Below are 23770 nucleotides of genomic sequence, written 5' to 3'. Positions count from 1 at the left end.
GAAGAATTTAAATACATAGGGATACGTCCCAGAACATCAATTATACTAAAACTATAAAGCGCAGGAAAAATCCCCTGAATGGTTAAATTATTTATGCTGCGAATGAAAGGTTTAATAAAAAGAACAAGGCCGGGAATTAGAAAAGATCCCAGACCAATTCAAATTACTGGGTTCCTCCCCCCTGTGCCGGTGGTTCGGCAGGTTGTTCTGTAGGAGTCTCTTCCGGATTGGCATTGCCTATATTCCCTTCTGCGGATGCAATCAAAGAAGCAACCACACAAAGTGCCACTAAGACGCCGGCAAGCCACCAGGTGAGTTTTTCAATAAAATCGGCAGACTTGGCAGCCCCGAACATTTGATTGGCGCTCTGACCTCCAAATGTTGAGTCAACACCTCCTCCCTTTGGATTCTGAATCAGAATCACTCCGATCAGTAAAATACAATCCAAAGCAATCAAAATGGTTATCAGCGTCAACATGTGGTCAAGATTTTAATTTTTCAATAGCGGCTGCAAATGTACTGCCTTTTTGCGGAAATTTTCGGATCAATTTTTCGTACATCTCAATGGCTTCTTCTTTGTGCCCCTGCCTCGCCAGCAATCTTGCAAGGGTCTCAGAAACAATCTCTTCTCCAAGTTTCAGGCTGAGTTCAGCATCTGATTTCGGCTTGGATTCCTTAGGTGACTTTGCAGGTTTTTTAACTTTTTCAGGCTTTTTGGCCTTGGCTCCTTCGTTTGGCGTTTCTTCAGTTAAACTCCTGAGCCAGCTGTAAAAGTCGGCAGGTTGAGATGCTGATTTTGCTTTGACTTTTGCAGGCTTTTTCTTTTTGTGTTCTTCAACTTCCTGGCTTGCTTTTTTGGCAATCCTTGCTATTTTTTTTGAATGTTTCATTTCCTGCGGACTGATTTCTGATGTTTGCTCTGTTTCCGGACTTATCGCATTATCATTTGCTTGAACGTGACCGACATCTTGATGTATATTCTGCAACGCTTCGTTCTCTGTATCGCTTGTTACAGCGAACTCTTCATTTTTTAAAAAATCGATGTCATTATTATCAACGGAATGAATTTGCTCTCTGTGTTCTCTGATCACCAATTCATCGGGAGTTGTTGAATAATCTGGCCAATTTTCCGACTCGGTAAAAGCCGGATCGGGAAAATGGCTCAACACCTCTTTAAGTTTATCTGTGGAGTCCATCCAAAGGGAAGCCGCCAAAGGCTTGGATTGTAAAAACATTTTCGCTTCGTCCCGGTTCATGCTACCAATTTGTAAAGGCCTTATTAAATATATCTTCAACCAGCAACAGATTGATGTCTGAAGTAATTTGTTGTTGGATGCTCGAAAAGTTCACGTTCGCATCAAAATCCTGATATCTCGAAAATCCCGACTTCCAATTTTGTTTTTCATTTTTAGTATTTTGCATTTCAACTTCCAAACTTATGGTGCATCTGTTGATTGCAGAAAAAATCCCGGGTTGGGGAGCCTGACTGCTGACATCAAATTTCGTGATTTTGCATCGAAATATCAAGTCCGGATTACTGTTGTTTAAGGTAAGTCTGGAATCTTTTCTGATTTTCTGAGTCAAGGCTTCTGAAAACTCGACAGGATAACTGGCAGGACTGCTGTAAAATACATCTTCTACGGGCTCAATTTTAAAAGAAAATACATCCGGATCAATGCTAATTCCTTTAAAACTGTAACACGAAGTCAACAGAAAAACTATAAATATCCAACTCAGTATCCTGATCATGTATCAAGGGAGTATTGCTTGATCTTCCGGTATAAAGTACGCTCGGAAATGCCCAATTCTTCTGCCGCATCTTTTCGCTTTCCATTGAATTTTTTCAAGGCTTTGGAGATCATTTCTTTTTCCATATCGTCTAAAGACATCGAATCTTCCATAACTTCGACCGTATCAAAATTTTCTTTGTCTTTTCGCATACCAATTCCCTTGGTGTCATCCCGTGCAGGGTGCAGCGGGTAAGATTCTTTGTTCCAGGATGTGTCAGCCGGGTTCTGATAACCAAGAGGCTGTGGAATTGTCGCTGCCAGTGAGGATTCCATGGCTTCGGGCATTTCGAGGTCATTTGCATGAACCAACTGATAGAACATACTTTTGAGCTGACTCAAATCCTGTTTCATATCAAATAGGAGTTTGTATAGTATTTCCCGCTCCTGAAATCCGGTTTGATCTGAAAAATCTGCATTCGGAACAGGTAAATTCCGGGAATGGATGTTGGGAATAATTTTCACAAGATCATTTTCGGAGATCAGTTTTTGATCTGATAGCACCGATAACTGTTCAACTACATTTCTTAGTTCTCTGACGTTTCCGGGCCAATGGTAATTTTCGATAAGATGTGCACTTTGGTCTTCGAGTTCAATCGGACTGGTCCTATACTTTTCTGCAAAATCCTGTGCAAATTTTCTAAACAGGATAAGGATGTCTTCTCTGCGTTCATTTAATGAGGGCACGCGTATTGGCACCGTATTTAGGCGATAATAAAGGTCTTCCCGAAATTTTCCGTTTCGCACGCGGTCCAGCAAATTTACATTGGTAGCAGCGATTACGCGCACATTGGTTTTAAGTACTTTGGAGGCACCAACCCTGATAAATTCTCCGGATTCGAGAATGCGCAACAAAAATGCCTGGGTGTCTTTGGGCATTTCGGCAATTTCATCCAGAAATATGGTTCCGCCATCTGCAGTTTCAAAATATCCTTTTCGATCTGAAGTTGCTCCTGTGAAAGATCCTTTTTCGTGTCCGAATAGTTCGGAATTGATCGTTCCTGCCGGAATAGCACCACAGTTGACTGCAATAAATGGATTGTGTTTGCGGGGACTCAGGTTGTGTATAATTTTTGAAAAAATCTCTTTTCCCGAACCACTTCCCCCAGAAATTAAAACGGTGAGGTCGGTTCCCGCAACCCGTATTGCCGTGTCCAAAGCCTGGTGCAGTTTGTCTGACCGGCCATAAATGCCAAAGCGTTGTTTGATGGATTGAATGTTTTCCAAGGCTTTCAATTTACAACTTCTCCAAGCAGGGTTGCGCTTGTAGCGTTATTCACTCTTACCTGGACATAATCTCCTTTTCGGATATTTCCGGTATCATTAAAAACGATCATTTTATTTTGCGAGTTTCTCCCCTTCCATTGCAAATCAGATTTTTTTGATTTTCCCTCGACAAGGACTTCAAATGTTTTACCAATGTCCTTCAGATTGTGTTCCAGACTCATCTTGTTTTGCAAGGCAATAATCTCATTCAGTCTTCTTTTCTTGACATCCAAAGGAATGTCGTCGGCAAATTTTTTAGCCGCGAGAGTTCCCGGACGTTCTGAATAGCAAAACATATAAGACATGCTGAAATTCGAAAACTCCATAAGGCTTAAAGTATCGCGATGTTCTTCTTCTGTTTCGGAACAAAAACCAGCTATAATGTCGGAAGAGATTGCACAATCGGGCATCACCGCATAGATATCCTGAATTTTACGCATATACCATTCGCGGTCATAAGTTCTGTTCATCAGTTCCAGGATTCTGCTGTTTCCCGATTGACAGGGCAGGTGGATGTATTTACAGATATTGTCAAATGCAGCCATCACATGAAGCACATCCGCACTGATGTCTTTCGGATGAGATGTTGAAAAACGGATCCTCATCTGAGGATCGACTTCTGCAACAAGAGCAAGCAGTTTTGCAAAATCAACTACTTCATCCTGATGGTCATTTTTCCACTTGTAAGAATCAACATTTTGTCCCAACAAAGTGACCTCGCGGTAAGCTTGTTCTGAAAGTTGGCGGACTTCATCGACGATGGTACGGGGGTCGCGACTTCTTTCTCGTCCTCTGGTAAAAGGCACAACACAAAATGAACACATGTTGTCGCAACCTCTCATGATCGACACAAATGCCGATACACCATTGCTGTCGAGGCGGAGCGGAGCAATATCCGAATAGGTTTCTTCTCTGGATAAAAATACATTGACGGCTTTCTGGCCTTCATCGACGCTTTGAATAAGATTTGGAAGGTCCCTGTATGCATCCGGACCCACGACCAGATCGACCAGTTTTTCTTCTTCCAGCAATTTACTTTTTAGCCGTTCTGCCATACAACCCAGAATTCCTACCTGGAGCCGGGGTTGTATTTTTTTCAAAGCTTTGAATTCGCGCAATCTTTTTCTTATGGTTTCTTCCGCTTTTTCGCGAATGGAGCAGGTATTCAACAGGAGTAGCTCGGCTTGTTGCGGATTGCTGGTTGCCGAAAAGCCATGATCCTTCAAAATACTGGCCACGATCTCAGAATCCGAAAAATTCATCTGGCAACCATAACTTTCTATGTAGAATAGCTTTTGGAAGGGCATACGCTCTTCCGCAGTTCCGACTAAAACCTCACCCTGCCTTTCTTCGGGCAGGAGAACTTGATCGCTATCATTCCGGCTGTATAACATAGGCTTTGAGAACCGCAAATATACGATATTCTGCCAAAATGGCAGATAGTATTTTACATATCAACTATAGAACCTAAGCTGAATCAGAATCTCTTCGAATTCTGAAGAGTATAAATTGAAAAGTTGGAGCTATCAAAAAAAATGCCTTCCAGCCAAAACCAGAAGGCATTAATATGTCAATGGAATTAGAGACTATTTTTTATCCGATCCCTGCACTGGCAAAATGGTGCTGTTGAACATTTCCTGAGCTTCTGTAAGTCCGGTATTCATTTTTACCGGTACTGGAGTTTCTACTCCTTTAATTCGTTCAACTTTGTAATCTTCATATCCTTTACGAACTCCTTTTGCTTCCCAATCGAAGCTGTAATTGCCCTTGCCTTTTCTGAGTTCTTTTACCCGGAATCCTTTGCTGGTTTTCTCAACAACAGCAAGGCCTTCAGAGTCTGCTGAACCCGGCGTCAATTGTATGGTCATGGTAGAAGGATTGATCACCAATTCAAAATGCTCGGAGAATGGCACATACGCTTCGCCATTCACAAGTTGAATAGAACCCCTTTCGTAAGCAGCTGCTTCCGGGCCTTCAACGCAAGCATACCAGATCTCTTTGGTGGGATCGTTGGGATGATCCATAGAGAAATTTTTAACATTGGCGTTGACAACAGATTGTGTGCCTTGAACAAAAATTCCACCAATCAGCTGTTGGGCATTATTAGGATTGAATACACCTACGTAAGGAACAACCGTGTTGTTTACATTGGCGGCAGTGATAACACCTCCGGGTCTTCCTCCCACTGCGTTGTAGATCTGGCCTATACCTTCAAATGCATTCAGTGCAACACCAATCAATCTTACAGGGTTATTTCCGTTATAGGCTCTGCAAAGCAAAGCAAAGTCATTGGTTGCGCTTTTTCTTCCGTTTCCATTTAAGGTATTGGTGATCCTTCCCAATTGGAACGTATCTCTGTTGAATCGAAGGTAATGCTGAGCAAACGTTGTGGGATATTCGCGGATGATGGAACCATAAACAATGGTATCTCCAACAGCATTGGCAGGCTTGGTCCAGAATTCTTCAAACCAGTCAGTGGGTCCTGATACCGTCTGATGTTTGGCATTCGGCCTGAAGTTGAGATCAAAATAAGCCTGATTTAAAGGTGCAGAACCGGCTTTGTCAAACCTGATCGATTGGTTACCGTTTACGTATTCCAAAATATTCGCACCATTCATTTTCCAAAGATCACTTCCGGCAGCAAGCTTCACAGATCCACCCATTTTACTTAAGCTCAGCGTATTGGTAGCAGAATCTAATGTAATGGTTTGAATTTCATTTGAAGGATCAGCATCCGCATCATTTTTAAGTCCGCTCAAATCGACCATACCACCCTGACTTAATGTTAAGCTGTTGGTCATCGAATTAAAGCCAAGCGTTTGCAACTCGTTTTGCGGATCAATATCTGAATCGTTTGCTGCACTACCTGCTTTAAATGCATATGAAGATATTGGAACTTGAAGAATGGGGGATGTACCCATGGGCGCATAGGTGGTACCTCCATTTGCATCCATATCCACTTTTAATTTGTAATCCGGTTTTGACCAGTCAATTATATCACAGCTCCCGGAAGGGCTTCCACCCTGACAAACATTGAGATTAAATAAACCGATTGGAGAGGTGGTGACCATGTGTTGTTCTGAATACACCGGACTGTTTGCGGCATTCAGAATGGTTAATCTGATCGAAATATTCTGATTGGCAAGTGGGGCGTTTTGGTTGTTGCGTGCAATACCCTGATACTTAAATGTTACATTTTGAGCAGCAACCAACTGCACAAAACAGGAGATCAATAGGGCAAAATAAATTCTGTTCATTTTTACAAATTTTATTGTTTTAATGTATTTTTTCGATTACGAATTGTTGGCGTTTGCTTTGATCTGTAGCCTCTATCAAGTAAACTCCCGGGGCTATTGAATTGAGTTGCCAAAGGTTAGTGCCATTTCCAAAAATCTTTGATTCGACGCATTTACCATCGATACTCATCAAGTGAAATAGAATTTCAGAAGGCCCCGAATTTTCAATGACGATCTGGTCTATAAATGGATTTGGATAAACGGACAGTCCTTCAATGCCGGGATTTGAAGTGGAAACCAGTGTGATGTTGGTTTGGTGAAATCCCTGTGTGATTTTATTCGTCGGACCATTTAAAGTTTCAACCATAAACTCACCCAAGGTCCACTCTAAACTAACACTCCCTGTTTTTTGGTAATGCCCGCCATTTGAAATTACAGCCGGTGTAATTTTTTGAGCATGAGCGAAAGCACTAAATAATAATGATACAAACAAAAGATTCACCAATTTCATGCGCAAGATTTTCGCTAAAATTAGCAGATTCCTTTTGAATAGGAGAAGTTAAATTTAAATAATAAATTAACTAATGTGTAAAAAGTTGGTTGACAATTATTTAATTCAACCAATTTACAAATTTATCCATTGGTTTTGGCTCTTCATGTGCGGTTCTTATGACCCATTAATCATGCATCTGCTCCTCCTTCTTCTGCCATGATCTGTTTGTTTATTTTTTCAACCTCCTGGTCGATATAATACAAACTTAATGCCCCCTCACCAATCAGCTTGATGCGATCCAGAATTTTCATAATGGTGGCTTCTTCTTCGCGTTGCTCAGTGACGTACCACTGCAAGAAATTTTGAGTGGAGTGATCCTGCACTTTTTGTGCGATGTTGATGAGTTCATTGATGGACTGCGTAACCGATTGTTCCTGTTTGAACGTCATCTGAAATACTTCCTGAATATTTTTAAAGCCGGATTCAGGTTTTTGCAATGCTGGTATAGTAATCTCTCCATTTCGTTCAATCAGGTAATGAAGGATTTTCATCATGTGCATGCGTTCTTCGTCCGATTGCCGATAAAAAAACTGGGCACATCCGTCCAGACTTTGCTGATCGCACCATGCAGCCATAGCCAAATAGCTGTAACTGGCAAAAGCTTCTTTTTCCAACTGTGCATTCAATGCGGTTTCAATTGATTTTTCGAGCATTTTCTTATAATTTTTAAGGTAAACAAATGGGATTTCAGCTGGTTCAGTGCTTTTGAATATTTGCAACCAACGATTCACAAGCTTTTTCTATGAGATCAAGCGCATGATCAAAACTGTTGTCGTAGTATGGATCGGGTATGTTTTTAAATTTTGGATCATCATTGAATGCTAAAAGTAATTTGAGTTTGTTTTTTTGATGATCATTTTTACACATAGAATTCAGATAATGCAGATTTGTTTCATCCATAGCCAGCAACAAATCAAATTCATCCAGGTCTTCATAACGGATTTTTCTGGAGATCTGCCTGGAAATGTCAATGCCTCTTTTACCGATTGCTTTTATTGCTCTTGGATCGGGAGCTTCACCATTATGGAATCCATTGGTTCCAGCAGAATCAATTTGCCAATGGAGCTTGTATTTTTCGAGCAAGGATTCAAGGACTCCCTGTGCCATTGGCGACCGGCAAATATTGCCCAGACAAACCATGAGTATCTTCATTAGAATTTATTGCGTAAATTTAATCAGTCATTGCTTTACTTTGTTATTCAATTCCAGTAAGTCACAAATCAGACTGCATTAAAAATGAAAAAATATCTATCGGAGTGTATTGGAACATTTGGACTTGTTTTTTGCGGCACCGGTGCGATTGTTATTAATGACATCAGCGGCGGAGAGATCGGCCATTCCGGGATTGCCATAAGTTTCGGATTGGTAGTGATGACAATGATTTATGCTTTTGGAGATATTTCCGGTGCACATCTCAATCCGGCTGTTACCATTGCTTTTTGGTTTTCAGGCCGATTCCCCGGAAACCAGGTCTTCCCCTATGTTATGGGGCAGGTCTGCGGAGCACTCATCGCCAGTTTACTTCTGAAATTTCTGTTCCCCGGGCAACAATATCTCGGAACAACTTTGCCGTCTGGTGCTCCATATCAATCTTTCATCATGGAGATCATTCTTTCGTTTTTGCTCATGTTTGTCATTATGCAGGTTTCAACCGGATCTAAAGAAAAGGGAATTGTTGCGGGCATTGCAGTAGGAGCGGTTGTTCTCATGGAAGCCATGTTTGCAGGTCCGATATCCGGGGCTTCCATGAATCCGGCGCGATCTTTAGCTCCTGCAGTCGTTTCCGGACATATGCAGCATTTGTGGATTTATCTGCTTGCCCCATTTATCGGTGCTTTGTTGGCAATTTTTACTTGCAGGTGTGTCAGAGAAAAAGAATGCTGTCCGATGCCTCTTTCAGTTTGTAAACAACAATAATCAGCAAGCTTGAAACATCTATTATTCGTCTGCGTCGAAAATTCTAACAGGAGCCAAATGGCAGAGGCTTTTGTTAAAATGCATGCGGCTTCCGAAATCAGATCCTACAGCGCCGGTTCAAATCCGTCTGGTGTAATCAATCCCAAGGCTATTGCATCCATGAAAGAGCTTGGTTACGATCTTATGGCCCATGACTCAAAATCACTGGATGATATCCCACAAATTCAATTCGACGTGTTGGTGGGAATGGGTTGTGGAGACAAATGCCCTTTTGTTCCAGCCAAATTGCGGATCGAATGGGATATTCCAGATCCTAAAAATATGGATCCCGATCAATTCAGGATGGTGAGGGATCTAATCGAAGAAAAGGTGAAAGAATTGCTGGCTGAACTGTAATGCCAAAATCCTGAAAAAAATATCTCTGCGTTATTGTTGTATAAAATTCGAAATGCACCGGTAATACATTCTAATTAGTTTTGCACCCAATACCCAAAAGCAATTTATAAATTGGAAGGGACACAAAAAATCACCGGAACACATCCACTTTCTGCAGTCATCATTACTTTTAATGAAGCCCGGAATATTGGCAGATGTTTGAAATCTTTGCGCGATGTAGCTGATGATATTTTGGTGGTGGATTCATTTAGTTCTGACAATACGATTGAGATTGCAAAATCATATGGAGCCCGTGTGATCCAGAATAAATTTGAAGGTTACATCCAACAGAAAAATTTCGCCAACAGTCAGGCGCTTAACGATTTTATCTTATCGCTGGATGCCGACGAAGAACTGGATGACAAGCTCCGGTCAGAGATCGTGAAAATAAAAGCGAATTCCCGTGCAGATGCTTATGCTTTAAACCGATTGACCAATTATTGCGGTCGTTGGGTCAGGCATTGCTGGTATCCCGATTACAATATCAGGCTTTATAACAGATGCCAGGGAAAATGGACCGGCAACACGCCTCATGAGTGGTTTCAACTTAATCAAGAAGGGAGCTTAGTCCCAAAACTGAAGGGAAATATTCTCCATTACAGTTATTACACGGTGAAAGATCATTTCAGGAAAGTAGAATTTTATACAGATCTTGCTGCCAAATCCTTGCATGAGAAAAATAAATCGGCAAAAGCTTTTCAGCTCCTGATCAACCCTTTTTGGACATTCTTGAAAATGTACTTTTTCAAAATGGGTTTTTTAGATGGGAGAAGTGGATTGCAGATTTGTGGAATTTCAGCCTATGCAAGTTATCTGAAATATAAAAAACTACTTGCGTTGCAAAGACTTCAATAAACGCCCTGGATTGAATTTTCAAGAACTTTTCAGATGCCATTCGCTTTTGCAACTGCTGGCTTCATACTGGAAATTTGCATGTTGAAAATCCAAACGCAAATTTCAGATCAATTTCTTGAAAACGTGGCCCGGAATAATTCGAGAAAATGGGTTTTGATCAAAGCGGATCGTCATGTTTAAAAGCGGTTCATTTAAGTTGATGAGATAAACTTTCATTGAGCAGGATTGTTAAGTTTGATCATGAGCGAAACTAAAAAGACGATTGTATTGGGGGCTAGCACCAATCCTGAAAGAAGTGTTTACAAGGCTATTTTCCATTTAAAGAACGCCGGGCATGAAATCATCCTCATTGGCAAAACTCCCGGGGAAGTTCATGGAGTGCCTATCCAAACCGACCGGAGTCTTCATAAGGATGTTGATACCATAACGCTCTATCTCAATTCAAAGCATCAGGAACAATGGTATTCTTATATTTTAGCGCTGCAACCGCGAAGATTGATTTTTAATCCCGGAGCGGAGAATTCTGAACTCAGTAATTTAGCAAACCAGCATGGCATCCAAACAGAAGAAGCCTGCACCATGGTCCTGGTTCAAACCGGTCAATATTGAGTTGCGTTCTGTTATTCGAAAATTCGGCCCTACGCAATGAACCAATAACAAGGAATCAGAATGCTTTTTAATGAATAATTTCAAGGCATGGGAGGAAAGGATGTAATTAGAATTTGAAATTGGATAATTCCTTTACCGGGACTTCACGCTGTCCCGAGGAAGTTTTCACATCAATTGTAACAAATGAGCTATTTTTAAACCATGAAATATCCATGTTTTTTCATTCTGATTTTGTTTAGCGATGCGCTCTCTTCACAAAACATATATAAGCTTTTTGAAGATTTTCCTACTTGTTATCTGCAATGCCAGGAAGCATTTCAATCTGCGGAACTGGAGTGGTCAAAAGAAGTTTTGGATAATGATTCCATATTCAACCGGGTGACCAGTTGGGCTCCGGGCGGAGATTTGAAAACTTACAGTGCCAGGTTGGACCGGCTGCAGGCTTATATTGAAAAGTCGAGTGAAAACAACAGCTTTTCCCTAAGCGCCCCCGCAGACATTACCAAAGAAACCCTGGCGGAACTGGAAGCTTTGTCAAAAATCAGGCAATCCATCAGTGTGCTTTGGGATTCCAAAAGAAACGCAATTGCAGATAAAAACATAGATTTTATAGTTCCCAATGAATTGGATTACGGTTGTGAGCAAATAGTGAATTCAATGAAAGTATTGGAATCGGTTTCACAAGACATAAATAAGGAATACATTTCATTTTTTGGAAGTGCAAAAGATGGTTTAAATCAGTTTCAATCTGAATACGACCGTTTATCCAAAATCAAACATCCCATGGTCAACAATCAATGCCTCGACGAACTTTCCAGTTTATTGGGAGTTTTATCCGAACTGATTAATGTCATCAATTTCCACTATAAAAATATGGTTGAAACCCGGATGGCTTGGAACAATGCGATGTGTAAATGACAAGAGGGGAGGCTGAAGGCCAAATGCTGATTGTAGAAGTATTATGGAGCGACAAGCTCAAAGCGAGAAGCAATAAGATTAAGGATAAAAAAATTTTGATTTATTATTTTAATCAAAAAATACTATTCGTACGAATTAATCCAAATACTTGAAGATTTGAAATTTTCATTGTCAACCATCCTAAACCCCGAAGGGATGAAAATAAAATAAGCAGGTCAATAATAATCAACTGCAAGGCGGTTGACTCAGAACCTTAAAATTACTGTATAACAATTCACTTTCAAGGAGGTGGTCATTTGCGCAATGAATTTTTCCAATAGCTAAAATGCCTAAAGGTCGAAACGTCTAAACGTCTAAAGGTCGAAACGTCGAAACGTCCAAACATCCAAACGTCGAAACGTCTAAACGTCTAAAGGTCGAAACGTCGAAACGTCCAAACATCCAAACGTCGAAACGTCTAAAAGTCTAAAGGTCTAAAGGTCGAAACGTCCAAACGTCCAAACGTCGAAACGTCTAAAAGTCTAAAGGTCTAAAGGTCTAAAGGTCCAAACGTCGAAAGGTCGAAACGTCTAAACGTCGAAACATCGTCCTCATTATCTATTAAACAAGATCTCCCTGTATTTTGGCAATGGCCAGTATTTGTCTTCTACATACAATTCCAAATGGTCTACGTGATCGCGGATTTTTTGCAACAATGGTTTAACTTTTTCACAATAATGAATGGCTTCATTCCTGGTGGATTTATGTTTATCATGTTTATCCATTTCGGAGCGAAGTTTTGAAAGTTGATCATAGACTCCGTCAATGTTGATGCTGATAATCTTGACCAGTTCCGATTGGGTTTTGACAGCGGATTTGTTCAGGCCAGCTTCCATCGCAGATTTGATGTTGCTCAAAACATCGGTTTGATAGCGAAGGCAAGCAGGAAGAATTTGATTCATGCATAATTCTTCAGCAAGGCTGGCCTCAATATGTACTTTCTTGATGTATTTCTCCAGATAAATTTCATGGCGGGCTTCTATTTCTTTTTCATTGAGGATCTGATTTTCAGTAAAAAGCTTTTTTGCTTTTTTGGTTACATAGGCATCCAAAGCTTCCGGAGTCGTTTTGATATTTGGCAAACCTCTTTTGGCAGCCTCTTTAGCCCAGGCATCGCTATAATTATCGCCTTCGAAAAGAATGGCTTTGCTCGACTTAATACAAACCCGAAGTTCTTTAAGTATTGCCGAATCTTTTTTCTCACCGGCATTGATGTGTTTGTCGACTTTTTCTTTGAAATCATTGAGCTGATTCGCAACGATCATGTTCAATACCATCATGGGGTCTGCACAATTGGCCGTAGAACCGACAGCCCTGAATTCAAATTTATTTCCGGTAAATGCAAATGGCGAAGTCCTGTTGCGATCGGTGTTGTCCAACATCACATCCGGAATCATTTTGTGAATATCTAATTTCAGGTCTTGCTCTTCTTCTTCCTTGAGATCGTGGTCCACTCTCTTTTCTATGGCTTCGAGCACCTGTGTGAGATAATTTCCTATAAAAACGGAAATGATAGCAGGAGGGGCTTCGTTGGCACCAAGGCGGTAATCATTGCTTTCGGCGGCGATACTTGCTCTTAATAAATCAGCATGGTCGTGCACAGCTTTAATGGTGTTGACGAAGAAAGTAAGAAAAAGAAGATTGTTCCTTGGTGTTTTTCCGGGACCTAAAAGATTGGTACCGGTATCGGTGCTCATTGACCAGTTGTTGTGTTTGCCCGAACCGTTAATTCCTGCAAAGGGTTTTTCGTGCAATAAAACAATCAGGTGATGTCTGCGGGCTACGCGGTCCATCAGGTCCATGAGCAATTGATTGTGATCGACAGCAATGTTGCAGGTCTCAAACATGGGAGCGCATTCAAACTGGCTTGGTGCGACTTCATTATGTCTGGTGCGTACAGGAATTCCAAGCTTATGACATTCCATCTCGAGGTCTACCATGAATGCATAAACGCGCTCGGGAATAGCGCCAAAATAGTGATCTTCCAGCTGCTGACCTTTCGCCGGACTTCTTCCAAATATAGTTCTTCCACCGGCCATTAAGTCCGGACGAGCATAATACATGGCTTTATCGATGAGAAAATATTCCTGTTCCCAACCTAAAGTTGCGGTCACTTTGTTGACAAACCTGTCAAAATATCGGGCTACTCCTGTGGCAGCCTTGTCCAGAGCTTCTATGGAACGAAGTAAAGGAGCCTTGTGATCCAATGCTTCCCCAGTATATGAAATGAATACGGTTGGGATACAAAGTGTTTTAGAACCGGCAATGTCCATGATAAATGCGGGTGAAAGCGGGTCCCATGCAGAATAACCCCTTGCTTCGAAAGTTGCCCGCAAGCCTCCGCTTGGAAATGAAGAGGCATCGGGTTCCTGCTGAACCAAAGCATCGCCGTCAAATCGCTCCAGGGCAGTACCCGATGAATTGATGGTAAAAAAGGAATCGTGCTTTTCTGCCGTGCTTCCGGTCAATGGTTGAAACCAGTGTGTATAATGCGTGGTTCCGTTTTCCATGGCCCAGGATTTCAAAGCGGCGGCTATTTGGTCTGCCAGATCTCTCGAAATTTTTTGCCCGTTTTGAAGGCTTTGCTGGTAGGCTTTATAAGCTTCATGTGACAGATAAGACTTCATCTTGTTGTCGGTGAAAACATTCTCGGCATAATAGCTCGAAATTTTTTTGTTTTCCCGCTCTTTTGGGCTTTTGGGCCTGGATAAAAACAGGTTAAGGGCCGCGCTCCGGTTGGTTGACATGGATTATTAATTTAAAGTGAAATAATAGAAAGCTCAAAATTATTCAAAAATTTTGATCAATTTGATCAAATTGGGAGAGTTTTAACAAAATAAATTAATAAATTTTAATATTTGGCTTGAATTGGCACAATAATGCTCATATTATTTCATATTTATTTAATTTATATTTATTGAGCTAAACGGCTATTCAAGCGAACTTAACATGGGGAATCCTGAAAATCCGAAATAAATCCGCTTTTTAGTTAGGGCCGGATGACTTCAATTTCCCCTTCCGGATCGTAACGGATGATGGTACTGGCTAACCCATATTCCCGGTCATTTTGCCGGTGTTTTACAACATAATCTACTTTCTGTTTAATCTCATCCGAGATTTCATCAAACTTTCCCGGACTCAACTGACCAGATAGATTGGCAGAAGTGGAGATCAGAGGTTCATTGGTCAGTTCGATCATGGCTTTGCAAAAAGGGTCTTTACAGATGCGCATAGCGACCGAGCCATCCTGAGCCAGAACCAGGTCCGGGAGATCTTTTGTTTTTGGGTAAATGACGGTTAGCGGCCGCTCGTGTAAGCTGAGAAGGGTATCTATTCTCGGATGGATCCTAACGATGTATCTGTTTAACATTTCCAATGAAGAGACCAGCAGAATGGGCGATTTTTGGACATCCCTTCCCTTGATTTCATAAATCTTTAGAATGGCATCGGGAAACGCAATACTACAGCCGATCCCCCAAATCGTATCTGTGGGGTACAGGAGCGTCTTTCCCTGTTTGAGCAGATTTGCAGCCATTTGTGCTTCTTCAATGGGGTTTAATTGCATGTCTTGTGTTAAGAGTTATCTATAAAACCGGATTTTTTAGATTATCCATTATTTTTACATAACCAATTAACGTTTCCAATCGTTTGCTTTGATATACATGATTTTAAGAAATAGCATTTTTATTTGCTTTCTGTTGGTATTTGGTTATCCAAACATCGATATACATGCCAAGCATATTATTGGGGGAGATATGTATTACGAATGCGTTTTATCGGATACCTCCAGAAAACTGGTCAATTTCAGAGTTACCATGAAACTGTACAGGGATTGCAGCAATCCTGAAGGTGCTCTATTTGATACCGATGCCAAATTTGGGATTTATGAAAAAATGTCAGATGGTAGATTTCGATTTATTAAAGACATATCAAATATCAACTATTTAAGACCAATTGTGGTCATCGATCCCAAAGCCAATAATCCCTGCCTGATCGTACCGAGGGGTGTCTGTGTGGAAGAGGGCACGTATCAGTTCGTTACAGGAAACCTCAGCATGTTGTCTTCGGGTTCCTATTATATTTCATATCAAAGATGTTGCAGAAATGAGACCATAAGCAACATCATACGTCCTGGGGAAGCGGGTGCGGCCCTGACCTTGGAAATCACTGCCGAAGCCCAGCGTTTGTGCAATAACAGCCCTCTGTTCAAAAGTTTTCCTCCCGTTGTGGTCTGTGTGAATAATCCAATTGAATACGACCACTCAGCCACAGACAAGGAAGGGGATCTTGTAACTTATGAGTTTTGTACGCCCTTGATAGCCGGCGGACAAGATGGAACTCCCGGAGGCAGAAACAGCTGTTTTGGGGTTACGCCGGATCCGTCTTCCTGTTTACCCCCCTATTTGCCGGTTACATTTAAAGCGCCCCTGTATTCAACCATTTACCCTATGGCTGGAAATCCACTGGTGACCATAGATCCGATTACCGGTATCATCAGCGGAACTCCGGAGGTTCAAGGCCAATACGTGGTTGGAGTATGTATCAAAGAATTCAGAAATGGAATCCTGCTCACAGAAACCCGTCGTGATTTTCAGTTTAACGTGACGTATTGTGAGCCCAAAGTATTCGCTAAAGTACAAGCTGATTCAGTGATGGCCAGTGGCGAAACTTACGTTTTAAATTCTTGTGGCGCATTCGATGTCGATTTTGAGAATCGCAGTACCGATGTACAATTCATTTCGAGTTATCTGTGGGAGTTTGATATTCAGGGCCTTATTCAAAGCGATAACAATAGAAATGCCAGATTCAACTTTCCTCAGATCGGAACCTATCGGGGAAAAATGTTTGTAAATAAAGGAACATTATGCTCAGATTCACTGAATATACTGGTCAACATTTTTCCTGAAATCCATGCGGATTATTCATATCAGTACGATACCTGTGTTGCCGGGCCCATAGAGTTTACAGATCTATCTTATTCCGGGAGTAATAATTTGATATCCTGGAATTGGAATTTTTCCGGTGAAGGATCAATGTCACTTCAAAATCCGGAATTCACGTTTCCTACACCGGGTCGAAAACAAATTCGCTTACAAGTTAAAGATATCAATGGATGTTTGGCAGATACCACCCTTACCATACCGTATTATCCCGTTCCGCCATTGCTGATCATCGATCCGGATCAAACCGATGGATGTTCTCCATTAAATGTCTGTCTCACCAATCTATCAGTGCCCATTGATACCAGTTATACGGTGATATGGGATTTTGGAGATGGTACCAGTGGAAAAGGTTTATCGCCTTGTCACCGTTATGAGGCGGGTGGAACCTATTCATTGAAGCTGGAAGTAACCTCCCCGATCGGATGCTATACGGAAAGGAATTATAACCAGCTGATTAATGTTCGTCAATCGCCCGATGCTCAGTTTGAAATCAACCCCGATAAAATAAACATATTTAATCCACGAGTCAGCATTACCGATCAATCCACATTTGCTACTTCGCGTAATTGGGAAATCAACAATTCTGATCGGCTCACCCAGGCCTTTTTTCAATATACCTTTCGGGACACCGGAATTCAGAAAATTCAACTCATCGCCAACAACATCAATGGTTGCAAGGATACCTTGATCAAATATATCGATGTGGTGCCTATTGTAACTTATTATCTGCCCAATGCGTTCACACCCAATGGGGATGCAAACAATGATGAATTTGTTGGAGTGGGGTATACCTACGGACTGAGCGATTTCGATTTATCGGTATGGGATCGCTGGGGTTCCAGGGTGTTTCAGACCAATGATCCCCTGGTGGGATGGAACGGAAGGAAAGACAATGCAGGTGAAAATCTCCCCAATGGAGTATATGTCTATACCCTGAAATACAAAACTCCCAGAGGCGAACCCATTGAAAATAAGGGTTTTGCAACCTTAATTCGTTAATGATAGTAAAATGTTCTCCTGATGTTTGGAGATAATTTCTTACCTTTGCGACTCTTTTTAAAGTTCTTAAAACACGAGCCATGGAACTCATTAAATACGTACAGGATCAATTGATGGACATTAGCCGTATTCCGGAATTTTCACCGGGAGACACCATTGTGGTCAGTTACAAGATCATTGAAGGAAACAAGGAGCGTATTCAGGATTTCAAAGGCGACGTGATCAACATCCGCGGAGAAGGCAAAAACAAGACCTTTACAGTCAGAAAGGTATCCAGCGGGGTTGGTGTCGAAAGGATTTTTCCCATATCTTCTCCCAATATTGCCGAAATAAAATTGATCAAAAAGGGCAAGGTTCGCAGGGCAAAATTATTTTACCTAAGAGGCCTTTCAGGTAAAAAAGCAAGGATCAAGGAACGCAATATTGGAGTGAGAGAACAGGCTCCGGCTGCGGAATAGGTTTTCAGTTAATCAATTTTAATTTGCCCAATCTCCGGGCAGAAACAACGTTTATCATACGCTGCATCATATCCAGATGAAGAGGTGCATGGTGCATATTCTAGACATTTCTAATGCAGAAGTTTATTCTTCACAGCGAATGGATTATCGATTAATCCGGATTGTTCCATTTCCTGAACCAGGTTATTAAATATTGAAAATCAAGCTTAATGAATTGCGAATCATTAGCTCTTTTCGCAACTAAATAGTGCACCACTTTTTTTTCAAGCCAATGATGTAAGGGCAATAATATTGCAAACAGGGTTACCTTCAATGCAAACAATTTCCAGGGGACTTCATGAGTGATGGAATGGATTTGCTTGTCAAGTTTTAGAATGAAAAATTCAAATAAAAAAATAAAGGCCAAAAAACCCAATGTCCTGATGATCCAAATAGGAACATGAAATTGTACTGAAGCAAGGAGTATTAAAAAAACAAGAGCTATGAAAACGGAGATCAGATTGTATTGATTCTGATGAACATGCTGAAGCTTTTCTTCTTCAAGCCTTTTTTGTAATTTAAGAATTTGTTCGCCGTTGTCTATTTCCATTTTTACGATTTCCCGGTCATGCGAAATGCTATCGACTTTATCCAGAAGCACCTGATAGAATTGAATAAATTTAAGGGGTTCACTGTCCTGATTTTGGGCCTGATAAATATTTCTGAGCTTCTCAGCAGCAATGAGTTGGTGTTTGGCTATATTTAATTGGTTGGCAGCATGAAACGCCTTGGTATATGCATCCAGAGCTTTGTTTTGGTTGCCCAATTTCAGTTGAAAATCACCATATCTTATGTACAACGAATAAACGTGACCCGGATTTTTACCAGAATAATTCAAATTATTTATTGCGTCATTGAAATAATAATTTGCAGAGTCGATTCTTCCTGAAGATTCGTAATATGTAGCCATTAAGCGCAGATAATTATTGTATTGTTGGCTTTTAAATTTTTGAAATTCGTCGGGAAACGAATCTGTATAAATTTTATATAATTGAGTGGCTTTATCGGCGTCGAGGTAACTTGTTCTTAAAAACGCGAAGCAATATACTGTCAACCTTTGTACATGGTTTCTTATGGAATAATCTACTATTTTTTTCCAGTCCTCAAAGTTGAATGAACCATCTTTATTAATTCTGCGTATGCACTCCAGCTTTACCAGATTTGCGTACTGAAAAGATAGGGAATCCTCTCCGAATAAATTTAACTCCATTAATTTATACTCATATGCTTTTTCATGTAAATTATTCCGGATATAGAAACTGGAAATTTCATTCAACACCATTCGTATGTAGAAGTCAATTTGGATTTCTTCAGAAATATAATAAGCGTTAAATAAATTGCTTAATGCAGATTTGTAATCTTGAGCTAATTCATTTGCGCGTGCTAATGATATTGCAGATAGGATTCGCAGATCTTTAGTTGCAGCTGGGGAATTTGAATTTATTTTATGGGCCTGATTAAAGGATTGTACGGCATTTCTGGATTGATAATAATATCCATTCAGGGCGAAATGCATCAAGGACTTTAAGTCTTCTCTTTGTATGGAATTTGTAAGATTTTGGAGTTCTTCGACAAGCGTCTTAGTAAATTCTGAATCGATGTTTGAAATATCTGGGAATAATAAATAGTAAGTACTGTAAATTACAAATGAGTCTATCGCCAAGGAAGATTTGAATTTTTGGATATTTTCCTTCAGGATGTTTTCAGCTGAACTGGTTTCGTTATTAAAGTGGAGAAGATGATATGCTTTTGAAGCGGCCGGAATGAAATAAAGAGGATCCATTATACTCCTGCAATAATCACTGACAGGGATCGCGACAGCACTCTTTCTTGGAGAGCAAGCACTTCCAAAGAATAACCAGGCCATTAAAAAATAATAAGCTTTCATGTGAGTACAAATCTACAGAATGCCTTACTTTTAAGGAATTATTATTGTAAATCAAAACAAATACCAACTTATGAAACAAATTATCATTGCTTTTACCTGCCTTGTCGCAGGTATTATTATTGGATACATTGTAAAAGATTGTCCTGACGGAAATACACCAGGGGAACCCTGTCTGACCTCGGAATGTTGCGACAGATATAGAGAGTACCTTAAAAACTGTCTGGACACGCCTCCGCCTCCTTCAAGCATTACAATTGTCGAAGATGTCAATATATTGAGGCTGGCTTACAGGAATTATTTGGCTATGCACCCGGCAGATTCATCTGGTTACAGTTTAGATAGGGATTTGATTATTTACCTAAATAATGTGATTACAAATGACCCGAATATAAGGGGATATAGGTTGTATCCGGGAAATGAGGACAACTTGAAAAAAACCATATTTATCTCCTTGGTCCAAAATACAGCTACCGATACTTTTCTTACTGAAACTATAAACCATCCTAAAGGATTCCAATACTATTCCGCTGGGCTTAAAGGATATACAGGTCCTTGTCCGGATTGGTGCGATAACGGATCCCGTATCATCAAGTAAGGTTTGCTTAGAGGAATTAAGAGTGGTGAAGTTATTTAACTCTTTTTTAGCAATTCGAAATTTGACTTTACTTGTACCCGCTCGTCCAATTCAAAAAGCGAGTTATGAAAACGGGTTTGATAGCAATTTTATTGAGTTCTGCAGTGGTAGGGGCAGGCATCTCCACAGCATTAGGATTCCAAATTTCGGGTGATGGACAAGGGTCATTAATTTCTGACAACAACCATAGGAAGTCCGAAAAACAATCAGGCAAAAAGCGGGCAGTTTTGAATACCGGAATTGTAATAAAAGCGGGTTCGGATTCTTCAAATCTCAGACAGAATTACGATGTTTCAGCGAGTCAATCAGATACATTCATGGAAGTGATGGAAGAGATTATCATAGATGTTGAGGAGCCTGTTCTCTCCGTTGATTCTGTCATTATCGACAGCACAGCATACGGGGATTTGGTTAAAGAAGATCTTGTGATCGAAATCGATACCAGTGAGATTCCAAGATAAACCGCTGTTCAATTGAGTATTTAATATACCAGTTGACCAGATTGAAGAAAAATCTGGCAAAGATTAAATCACTTCCGGTTGCCTTTTTATGGGTTTAATTGGTTAAAAATTTTGATCATCGATGTTGGTCTATCAAGATGTTATTACCATCAGGATCGGTCAATGTTAAATATTCCGGGCCGACAGTGGTTTCGTCTGATTCTCTTTCTAAAGTAAGCCCGGCTGTCTTGAGTTGTTTTTGAATGGTTCTAACATCATCAAACTCTTCTAAGTTTTGTGCATGAGCATCCCAACCCGGGTTAAACGTGATGATGTTGTTTTCAAACATTCCCTGAAAAAGTCCAATAACTGCGTTTTCATTTTTGAGTACAACCCAGTTTTGATCAATGTTTCCTCCTTTTTCTGTAAACCCTAATTTTTTGTAAAATTCTACAGATTTATGGATATCTTTTACAGCAAGGCTGATTGAAAATGCTCCTAGTTTCATAATTAAATTTTTTATTGATTTATTTCATAGAATGTAATCCGATTGTATTCCCTTCGGAGTCGGAAATAATGGAACAAAAACCATAATCACCTATGGCCATTTTTGTTTGAAATACTTTTCCGCCAGCTTTTTCAACCCTACTTTCTTCCAGGGCACAATCATCGCAGGCGAAGTAAACCAATGTTCCGCCAGTTCCGGGTTTCATATCTTTCATTTTTACCAGGGCACCGCTGATATTTTTCTCTCCTTCAGCCCAGGGAAAACTCAACATTTGCATTTCCGCCATTCCTTCGGGCATGGGAAGTTCAGTCATTTTCATGTCTAAAATAGTTTCATAGAATTGTTGAGCACGGCTCATGTCATTTACATAAATTTCCACCCAGGTGAAAGGGTTCTTACGTTGTCCAGTCATAATTTTTGATTTTTTTTGATTTTTTAATAAGGTCTAACTTAGTAGTTGGCTATTGTTTGGTAAAATTACAAAGAACAAACCTGAAGTTAGACGGGAAACTATAAGCTTCTATATTTTGATAATGACTATCAACTCCTCTTTTCCAGGGCTCATTATGTAAGTAGCCCTAAAACCCGTACTGGTTATAATTTGGAAAAAACCATTAAAGTTGGGCGGGAATGATAAATCTGATGTAGCCCGTAGGGGAAAGTAATGTAGCCCGTAGGGGAATCCCTGCCTGCGTGACTGCAACAAAAGATTTATTGTATGGAATTTTTAGACGCAGTCAGGCAGGGAACACATCATTCTTTTGGTTTGCTAATATCTTATTAATGTAATTTCGACCAGCAGAAGTTTTGTAATATTTTTCTTTTCTTCTTCCTAATTCCCAATTCTCACAATTTTCAGAGTAAACTATTTTCCAAGGAATGTGTCCTTTAGTGTATCGATTTTTTCCATCGTTGTGTTCGGCCAAACGGCGATTCAAATCAGTTGTCATACCAACATAACGAGCATTATCAGCCTTGCTTCTAAGCACATATACAACAACTTTCAACCTCAAAATAAAGTAGTTAATAGCTGTAAAATTCTTTATTTTAAATGATTTACAATTGAATCTAGTCGGATTTTCGATAGATCATTGATTGAATAAGCGATAATTTTTATTAGAGCGAAACGAAATGATGAATAAAGAGATCAGAATAAATTTTCAGTTCTTAGATAATTAAGCCGTTTCATTGGAAAAGCAGCCGCACTTGCGCAGGTTTATTAAGTAGCCCGTAGGGGAATCCCTGCCTGCGTGACTGCAAACGGGTTATGAAACAAAGACAGAGGTTAACGCAGTCAGGCAGGGAACCCCAGTATCGGAATGGAAATAAATTGATATGGAAATGAAAGTTGGGCGGGAATGATAAATCTGATGTAGCCCGTAGGGGAAAGTAATGTAGCCCGTAGGGGAATCCCTGCCTGCGTGACTGCAACCGGGTTATGAAACAAAGACAGAAGTTAACACAGTCAGGCAGGGAACCCCAGTATCGGAATGGAAATAAATTGATATGGATATGAAAGTTGAGCGGGAATGATAAATCTGAAGTAGCCCGTAGGGGAAACTAATGTAGCCCGTAGGGGAATCCCTGCCTGCGTGACTGCAAACGGGTTATGAAACAAAGACAGAGGTTAACGCAGTCAGGCAGGGAACCCCAGTATCGGAATGGAAATAAATTGATATGGAAATGAAAGTTGGGCGGGAATGATAAATCTGATGTAGCCCGTAGGGGAAAGTAATGTAGCCCGCAGGGGAATCCCTGCCTGCGTGACTGCAAACGGGTTATGAAACAAAGACAGAGGTTAACGCAGTCAGGCAGGGAACCCCAGTATCGGAATGGAAATAAATTGATATGGAAATGAAAGTTGGGCGGGAATGATAAATCTGATGTAGCCCGTAGGGGAAAGTAATGTAGCCCGTAGGGGAATCCCTGCCTGCGTGACTGCAACCGGGTTATGAAACAAAGACAGAGGTTAACGCAGTCAGGCAGGGAACCCCAGTATCGGAATGGAAATAAATTGATATGGAAATGAAATGAGCGGGAATGATAAATCTGATGTATCCCGTAGGGGAAAGTAATGTAGCCCGTAGGGGAATCCCTGCCTGCGTGACTGCAACCGGGTTATGAAACAAAGACAGAGGTTAACGCAGTCAGGCAGGGAACCCCAGTATCGGAATGGAAATAAATTGATATGGAAATGAAAGTTGAGCGGGAATGATAAATCTGATGTAGCCCGTAGGGGAAAGTAA

The 23770-nt window shown here is 40.6% G+C and carries 24 protein-coding genes; 9 read left to right on the top strand and 15 right to left on the bottom strand.

The genetic code is table 11. The annotated features are described in order from the left end of the window. Positions 1-163: 163 nt before the first annotated feature. The 9 genes from secG to IPM34_11605 form a co-directional block, all read right to left on the bottom strand. The gene (gene secG / locus IPM34_11645) at positions 164-478 is read right to left on the bottom strand and encodes a preprotein translocase subunit SecG (GenBank protein ID MBK8956191.1); all 315 of its coding nucleotides are present in this window, start codon (positions 476-478) and stop codon (positions 164-166) included. 4 nt (positions 479-482) lie between these two features. Then, positions 483-1256: a hypothetical protein gene (locus tag IPM34_11640; protein MBK8956190.1), complete on the bottom strand. Its 774-nt coding sequence runs from the start codon at positions 1254-1256 to the stop codon at positions 483-485. A 1-nt stretch (position 1257) separates the two neighbouring features. After that, positions 1258-1749: a hypothetical protein gene (locus IPM34_11635; GenBank protein ID MBK8956189.1), complete on the bottom strand. Its 492-nt coding sequence runs from the start codon at positions 1747-1749 to the stop codon at positions 1258-1260. Further along, entirely contained in the window at positions 1746-3014 is a 1269-nt protein-coding gene (locus IPM34_11630; protein MBK8956188.1) for a sigma-54-dependent Fis family transcriptional regulator, read from the bottom strand. The genes IPM34_11635 and IPM34_11630 overlap by 4 nt, the downstream gene beginning before the upstream one ends. Before the next feature lie 5 nt (positions 3015-3019). Next, positions 3020-4447, bottom strand: coding sequence for a tRNA (N6-isopentenyl adenosine(37)-C2)-methylthiotransferase MiaB (gene miaB / locus IPM34_11625; GenBank protein MBK8956187.1), 1428 nt, complete (start codon positions 4445-4447; stop codon positions 3020-3022). Between the two features lie 192 nt (positions 4448-4639). After that, positions 4640-6310, bottom strand: coding sequence for a hypothetical protein (locus tag IPM34_11620; GenBank protein MBK8956186.1), 1671 nt, complete (start codon positions 6308-6310; stop codon positions 4640-4642). Between the two features lie 19 nt (positions 6311-6329). Then, the gene (locus IPM34_11615) at positions 6330-6800 is read right to left on the bottom strand and encodes a T9SS type A sorting domain-containing protein (protein MBK8956185.1); all 471 of its coding nucleotides are present in this window, start codon (positions 6798-6800) and stop codon (positions 6330-6332) included. Between the two features lie 170 nt (positions 6801-6970). Then, positions 6971-7495 carry a ferritin gene (locus IPM34_11610; GenBank protein ID MBK8956184.1) on the bottom strand — a complete coding sequence of 175 codons (525 nt, stop codon included), beginning with the start codon at positions 7493-7495 and terminating at the stop codon, positions 6971-6973. A 43-nt stretch (positions 7496-7538) separates the two neighbouring features. Further along, a complete protein-coding gene (locus tag IPM34_11605) occupies positions 7539-7994 on the bottom strand; it encodes a low molecular weight phosphotyrosine protein phosphatase (GenBank protein MBK8956183.1) in 456 nt (151 codons plus the stop codon). An 84-nt stretch (positions 7995-8078) separates the two neighbouring features. Here IPM34_11605 and IPM34_11600 point away from each other — a divergent pair, with 84 nt between their 5' ends. The 5 genes from IPM34_11600 (at position 8079) to IPM34_11580 (ending at position 11576) form a co-directional block, all read left to right on the top strand. Then, positions 8079-8759 (top strand): MIP family channel protein, encoded by a 681-nt coding sequence (locus IPM34_11600; GenBank protein ID MBK8956182.1) that lies wholly within the window; start codon positions 8079-8081, stop codon positions 8757-8759. Positions 8760-8768: 9 nt separating this feature from the next. Continuing rightward, positions 8769-9155 (top strand): arsenate reductase ArsC, encoded by a 387-nt coding sequence (locus IPM34_11595; GenBank protein MBK8956181.1) that lies wholly within the window; start codon positions 8769-8771, stop codon positions 9153-9155. 129 nt (positions 9156-9284) lie between these two features. Continuing rightward, a complete protein-coding gene (locus IPM34_11590) occupies positions 9285-10049 on the top strand; it encodes a glycosyltransferase family 2 protein (GenBank protein ID MBK8956180.1) in 765 nt (254 codons plus the stop codon). 240 nt (positions 10050-10289) lie between these two features. Beyond that, positions 10290-10658 carry a CoA-binding protein gene (locus IPM34_11585; protein ID MBK8956179.1) on the top strand — a complete coding sequence of 123 codons (369 nt, stop codon included), beginning with the start codon at positions 10290-10292 and terminating at the stop codon, positions 10656-10658. Positions 10659-10859: 201 nt separating this feature from the next. Next, the gene (locus IPM34_11580) at positions 10860-11576 is read left to right on the top strand and encodes a hypothetical protein (protein MBK8956178.1); all 717 of its coding nucleotides are present in this window, start codon (positions 10860-10862) and stop codon (positions 11574-11576) included. Positions 11577-12169: 593 nt separating this feature from the next. Here IPM34_11580 and IPM34_11575 read toward each other — a convergent pair. After that, positions 12170-14362 carry a glutamine synthetase III gene (locus IPM34_11575; protein MBK8956177.1) on the bottom strand — a complete coding sequence of 731 codons (2193 nt, stop codon included), beginning with the start codon at positions 14360-14362 and terminating at the stop codon, positions 12170-12172. A gap of 242 nt (positions 14363-14604) precedes the next feature. Further along, positions 14605-15180, bottom strand: a complete 576-nt coding sequence (locus tag IPM34_11570) for a threonylcarbamoyl-AMP synthase (GenBank protein MBK8956176.1) — start codon at positions 15178-15180, stop codon at positions 14605-14607. A gap of 97 nt (positions 15181-15277) precedes the next feature. Between IPM34_11570 and IPM34_11565 the strand changes: the two genes are divergently transcribed. After that, entirely contained in the window at positions 15278-17557 is a 2280-nt protein-coding gene (locus IPM34_11565; protein ID MBK8956175.1) for a gliding motility-associated C-terminal domain-containing protein, read from the top strand. Between the two features lie 80 nt (positions 17558-17637). Then, on the top strand, positions 17638-18015 hold the full coding sequence (gene rplS, locus IPM34_11560) for a 50S ribosomal protein L19 (protein ID MBK8956174.1): 378 nt from the start codon (positions 17638-17640) through the stop codon (positions 18013-18015). A 151-nt stretch (positions 18016-18166) separates the two neighbouring features. On the opposite strand, the gene IPM34_11555 is transcribed toward rplS, so the two are convergent. Then, the gene (locus IPM34_11555; GenBank protein ID MBK8956173.1) at positions 18167-19942 is read right to left on the bottom strand and encodes a hypothetical protein; all 1776 of its coding nucleotides are present in this window, start codon (positions 19940-19942) and stop codon (positions 18167-18169) included. 70 nt (positions 19943-20012) lie between these two features. Between IPM34_11555 and IPM34_11550 the strand changes: the two genes are divergently transcribed. Both IPM34_11550 and IPM34_11545 read left to right on the top strand, forming a co-directional pair. Further along, the gene (locus IPM34_11550; protein ID MBK8956172.1) at positions 20013-20537 is read left to right on the top strand and encodes a hypothetical protein; all 525 of its coding nucleotides are present in this window, start codon (positions 20013-20015) and stop codon (positions 20535-20537) included. Between the two features lie 104 nt (positions 20538-20641). Then, a complete protein-coding gene (locus IPM34_11545; protein ID MBK8956171.1) occupies positions 20642-21037 on the top strand; it encodes a hypothetical protein in 396 nt (131 codons plus the stop codon). A 115-nt stretch (positions 21038-21152) separates the two neighbouring features. Here the strand turns inward: IPM34_11545 and IPM34_11540 are convergent, their stop codons facing one another. The 3 genes from IPM34_11540 to IPM34_11530 all read right to left on the bottom strand — a co-directional run bounded on the left by IPM34_11540 (position 21153) and on the right by IPM34_11530 (position 22531). Then, complete coding sequence (locus IPM34_11540; protein MBK8956170.1) at positions 21153-21524, bottom strand: VOC family protein; 372 nt, start codon at positions 21522-21524, stop codon at positions 21153-21155. Positions 21525-21543: 19 nt separating this feature from the next. Next, positions 21544-21936 (bottom strand): VOC family protein, encoded by a 393-nt coding sequence (locus IPM34_11535; GenBank protein MBK8956169.1) that lies wholly within the window; start codon positions 21934-21936, stop codon positions 21544-21546. A gap of 325 nt (positions 21937-22261) precedes the next feature. Next, positions 22262-22531 (bottom strand): GIY-YIG nuclease family protein, encoded by a 270-nt coding sequence (locus IPM34_11530; GenBank protein ID MBK8956168.1) that lies wholly within the window; start codon positions 22529-22531, stop codon positions 22262-22264. Positions 22532-23770 lie beyond the last annotated feature (1239 nt).

Source organism: Saprospiraceae bacterium, assembly GCA_016716185.1.
Lineage (GTDB): Bacteria > Bacteroidota > Bacteroidia > Chitinophagales > Saprospiraceae > Vicinibacter.
The sequence above is the reverse complement of the archived record's forward strand: the minus strand, read 5'-3'. Positions and strand labels throughout refer to the sequence as shown.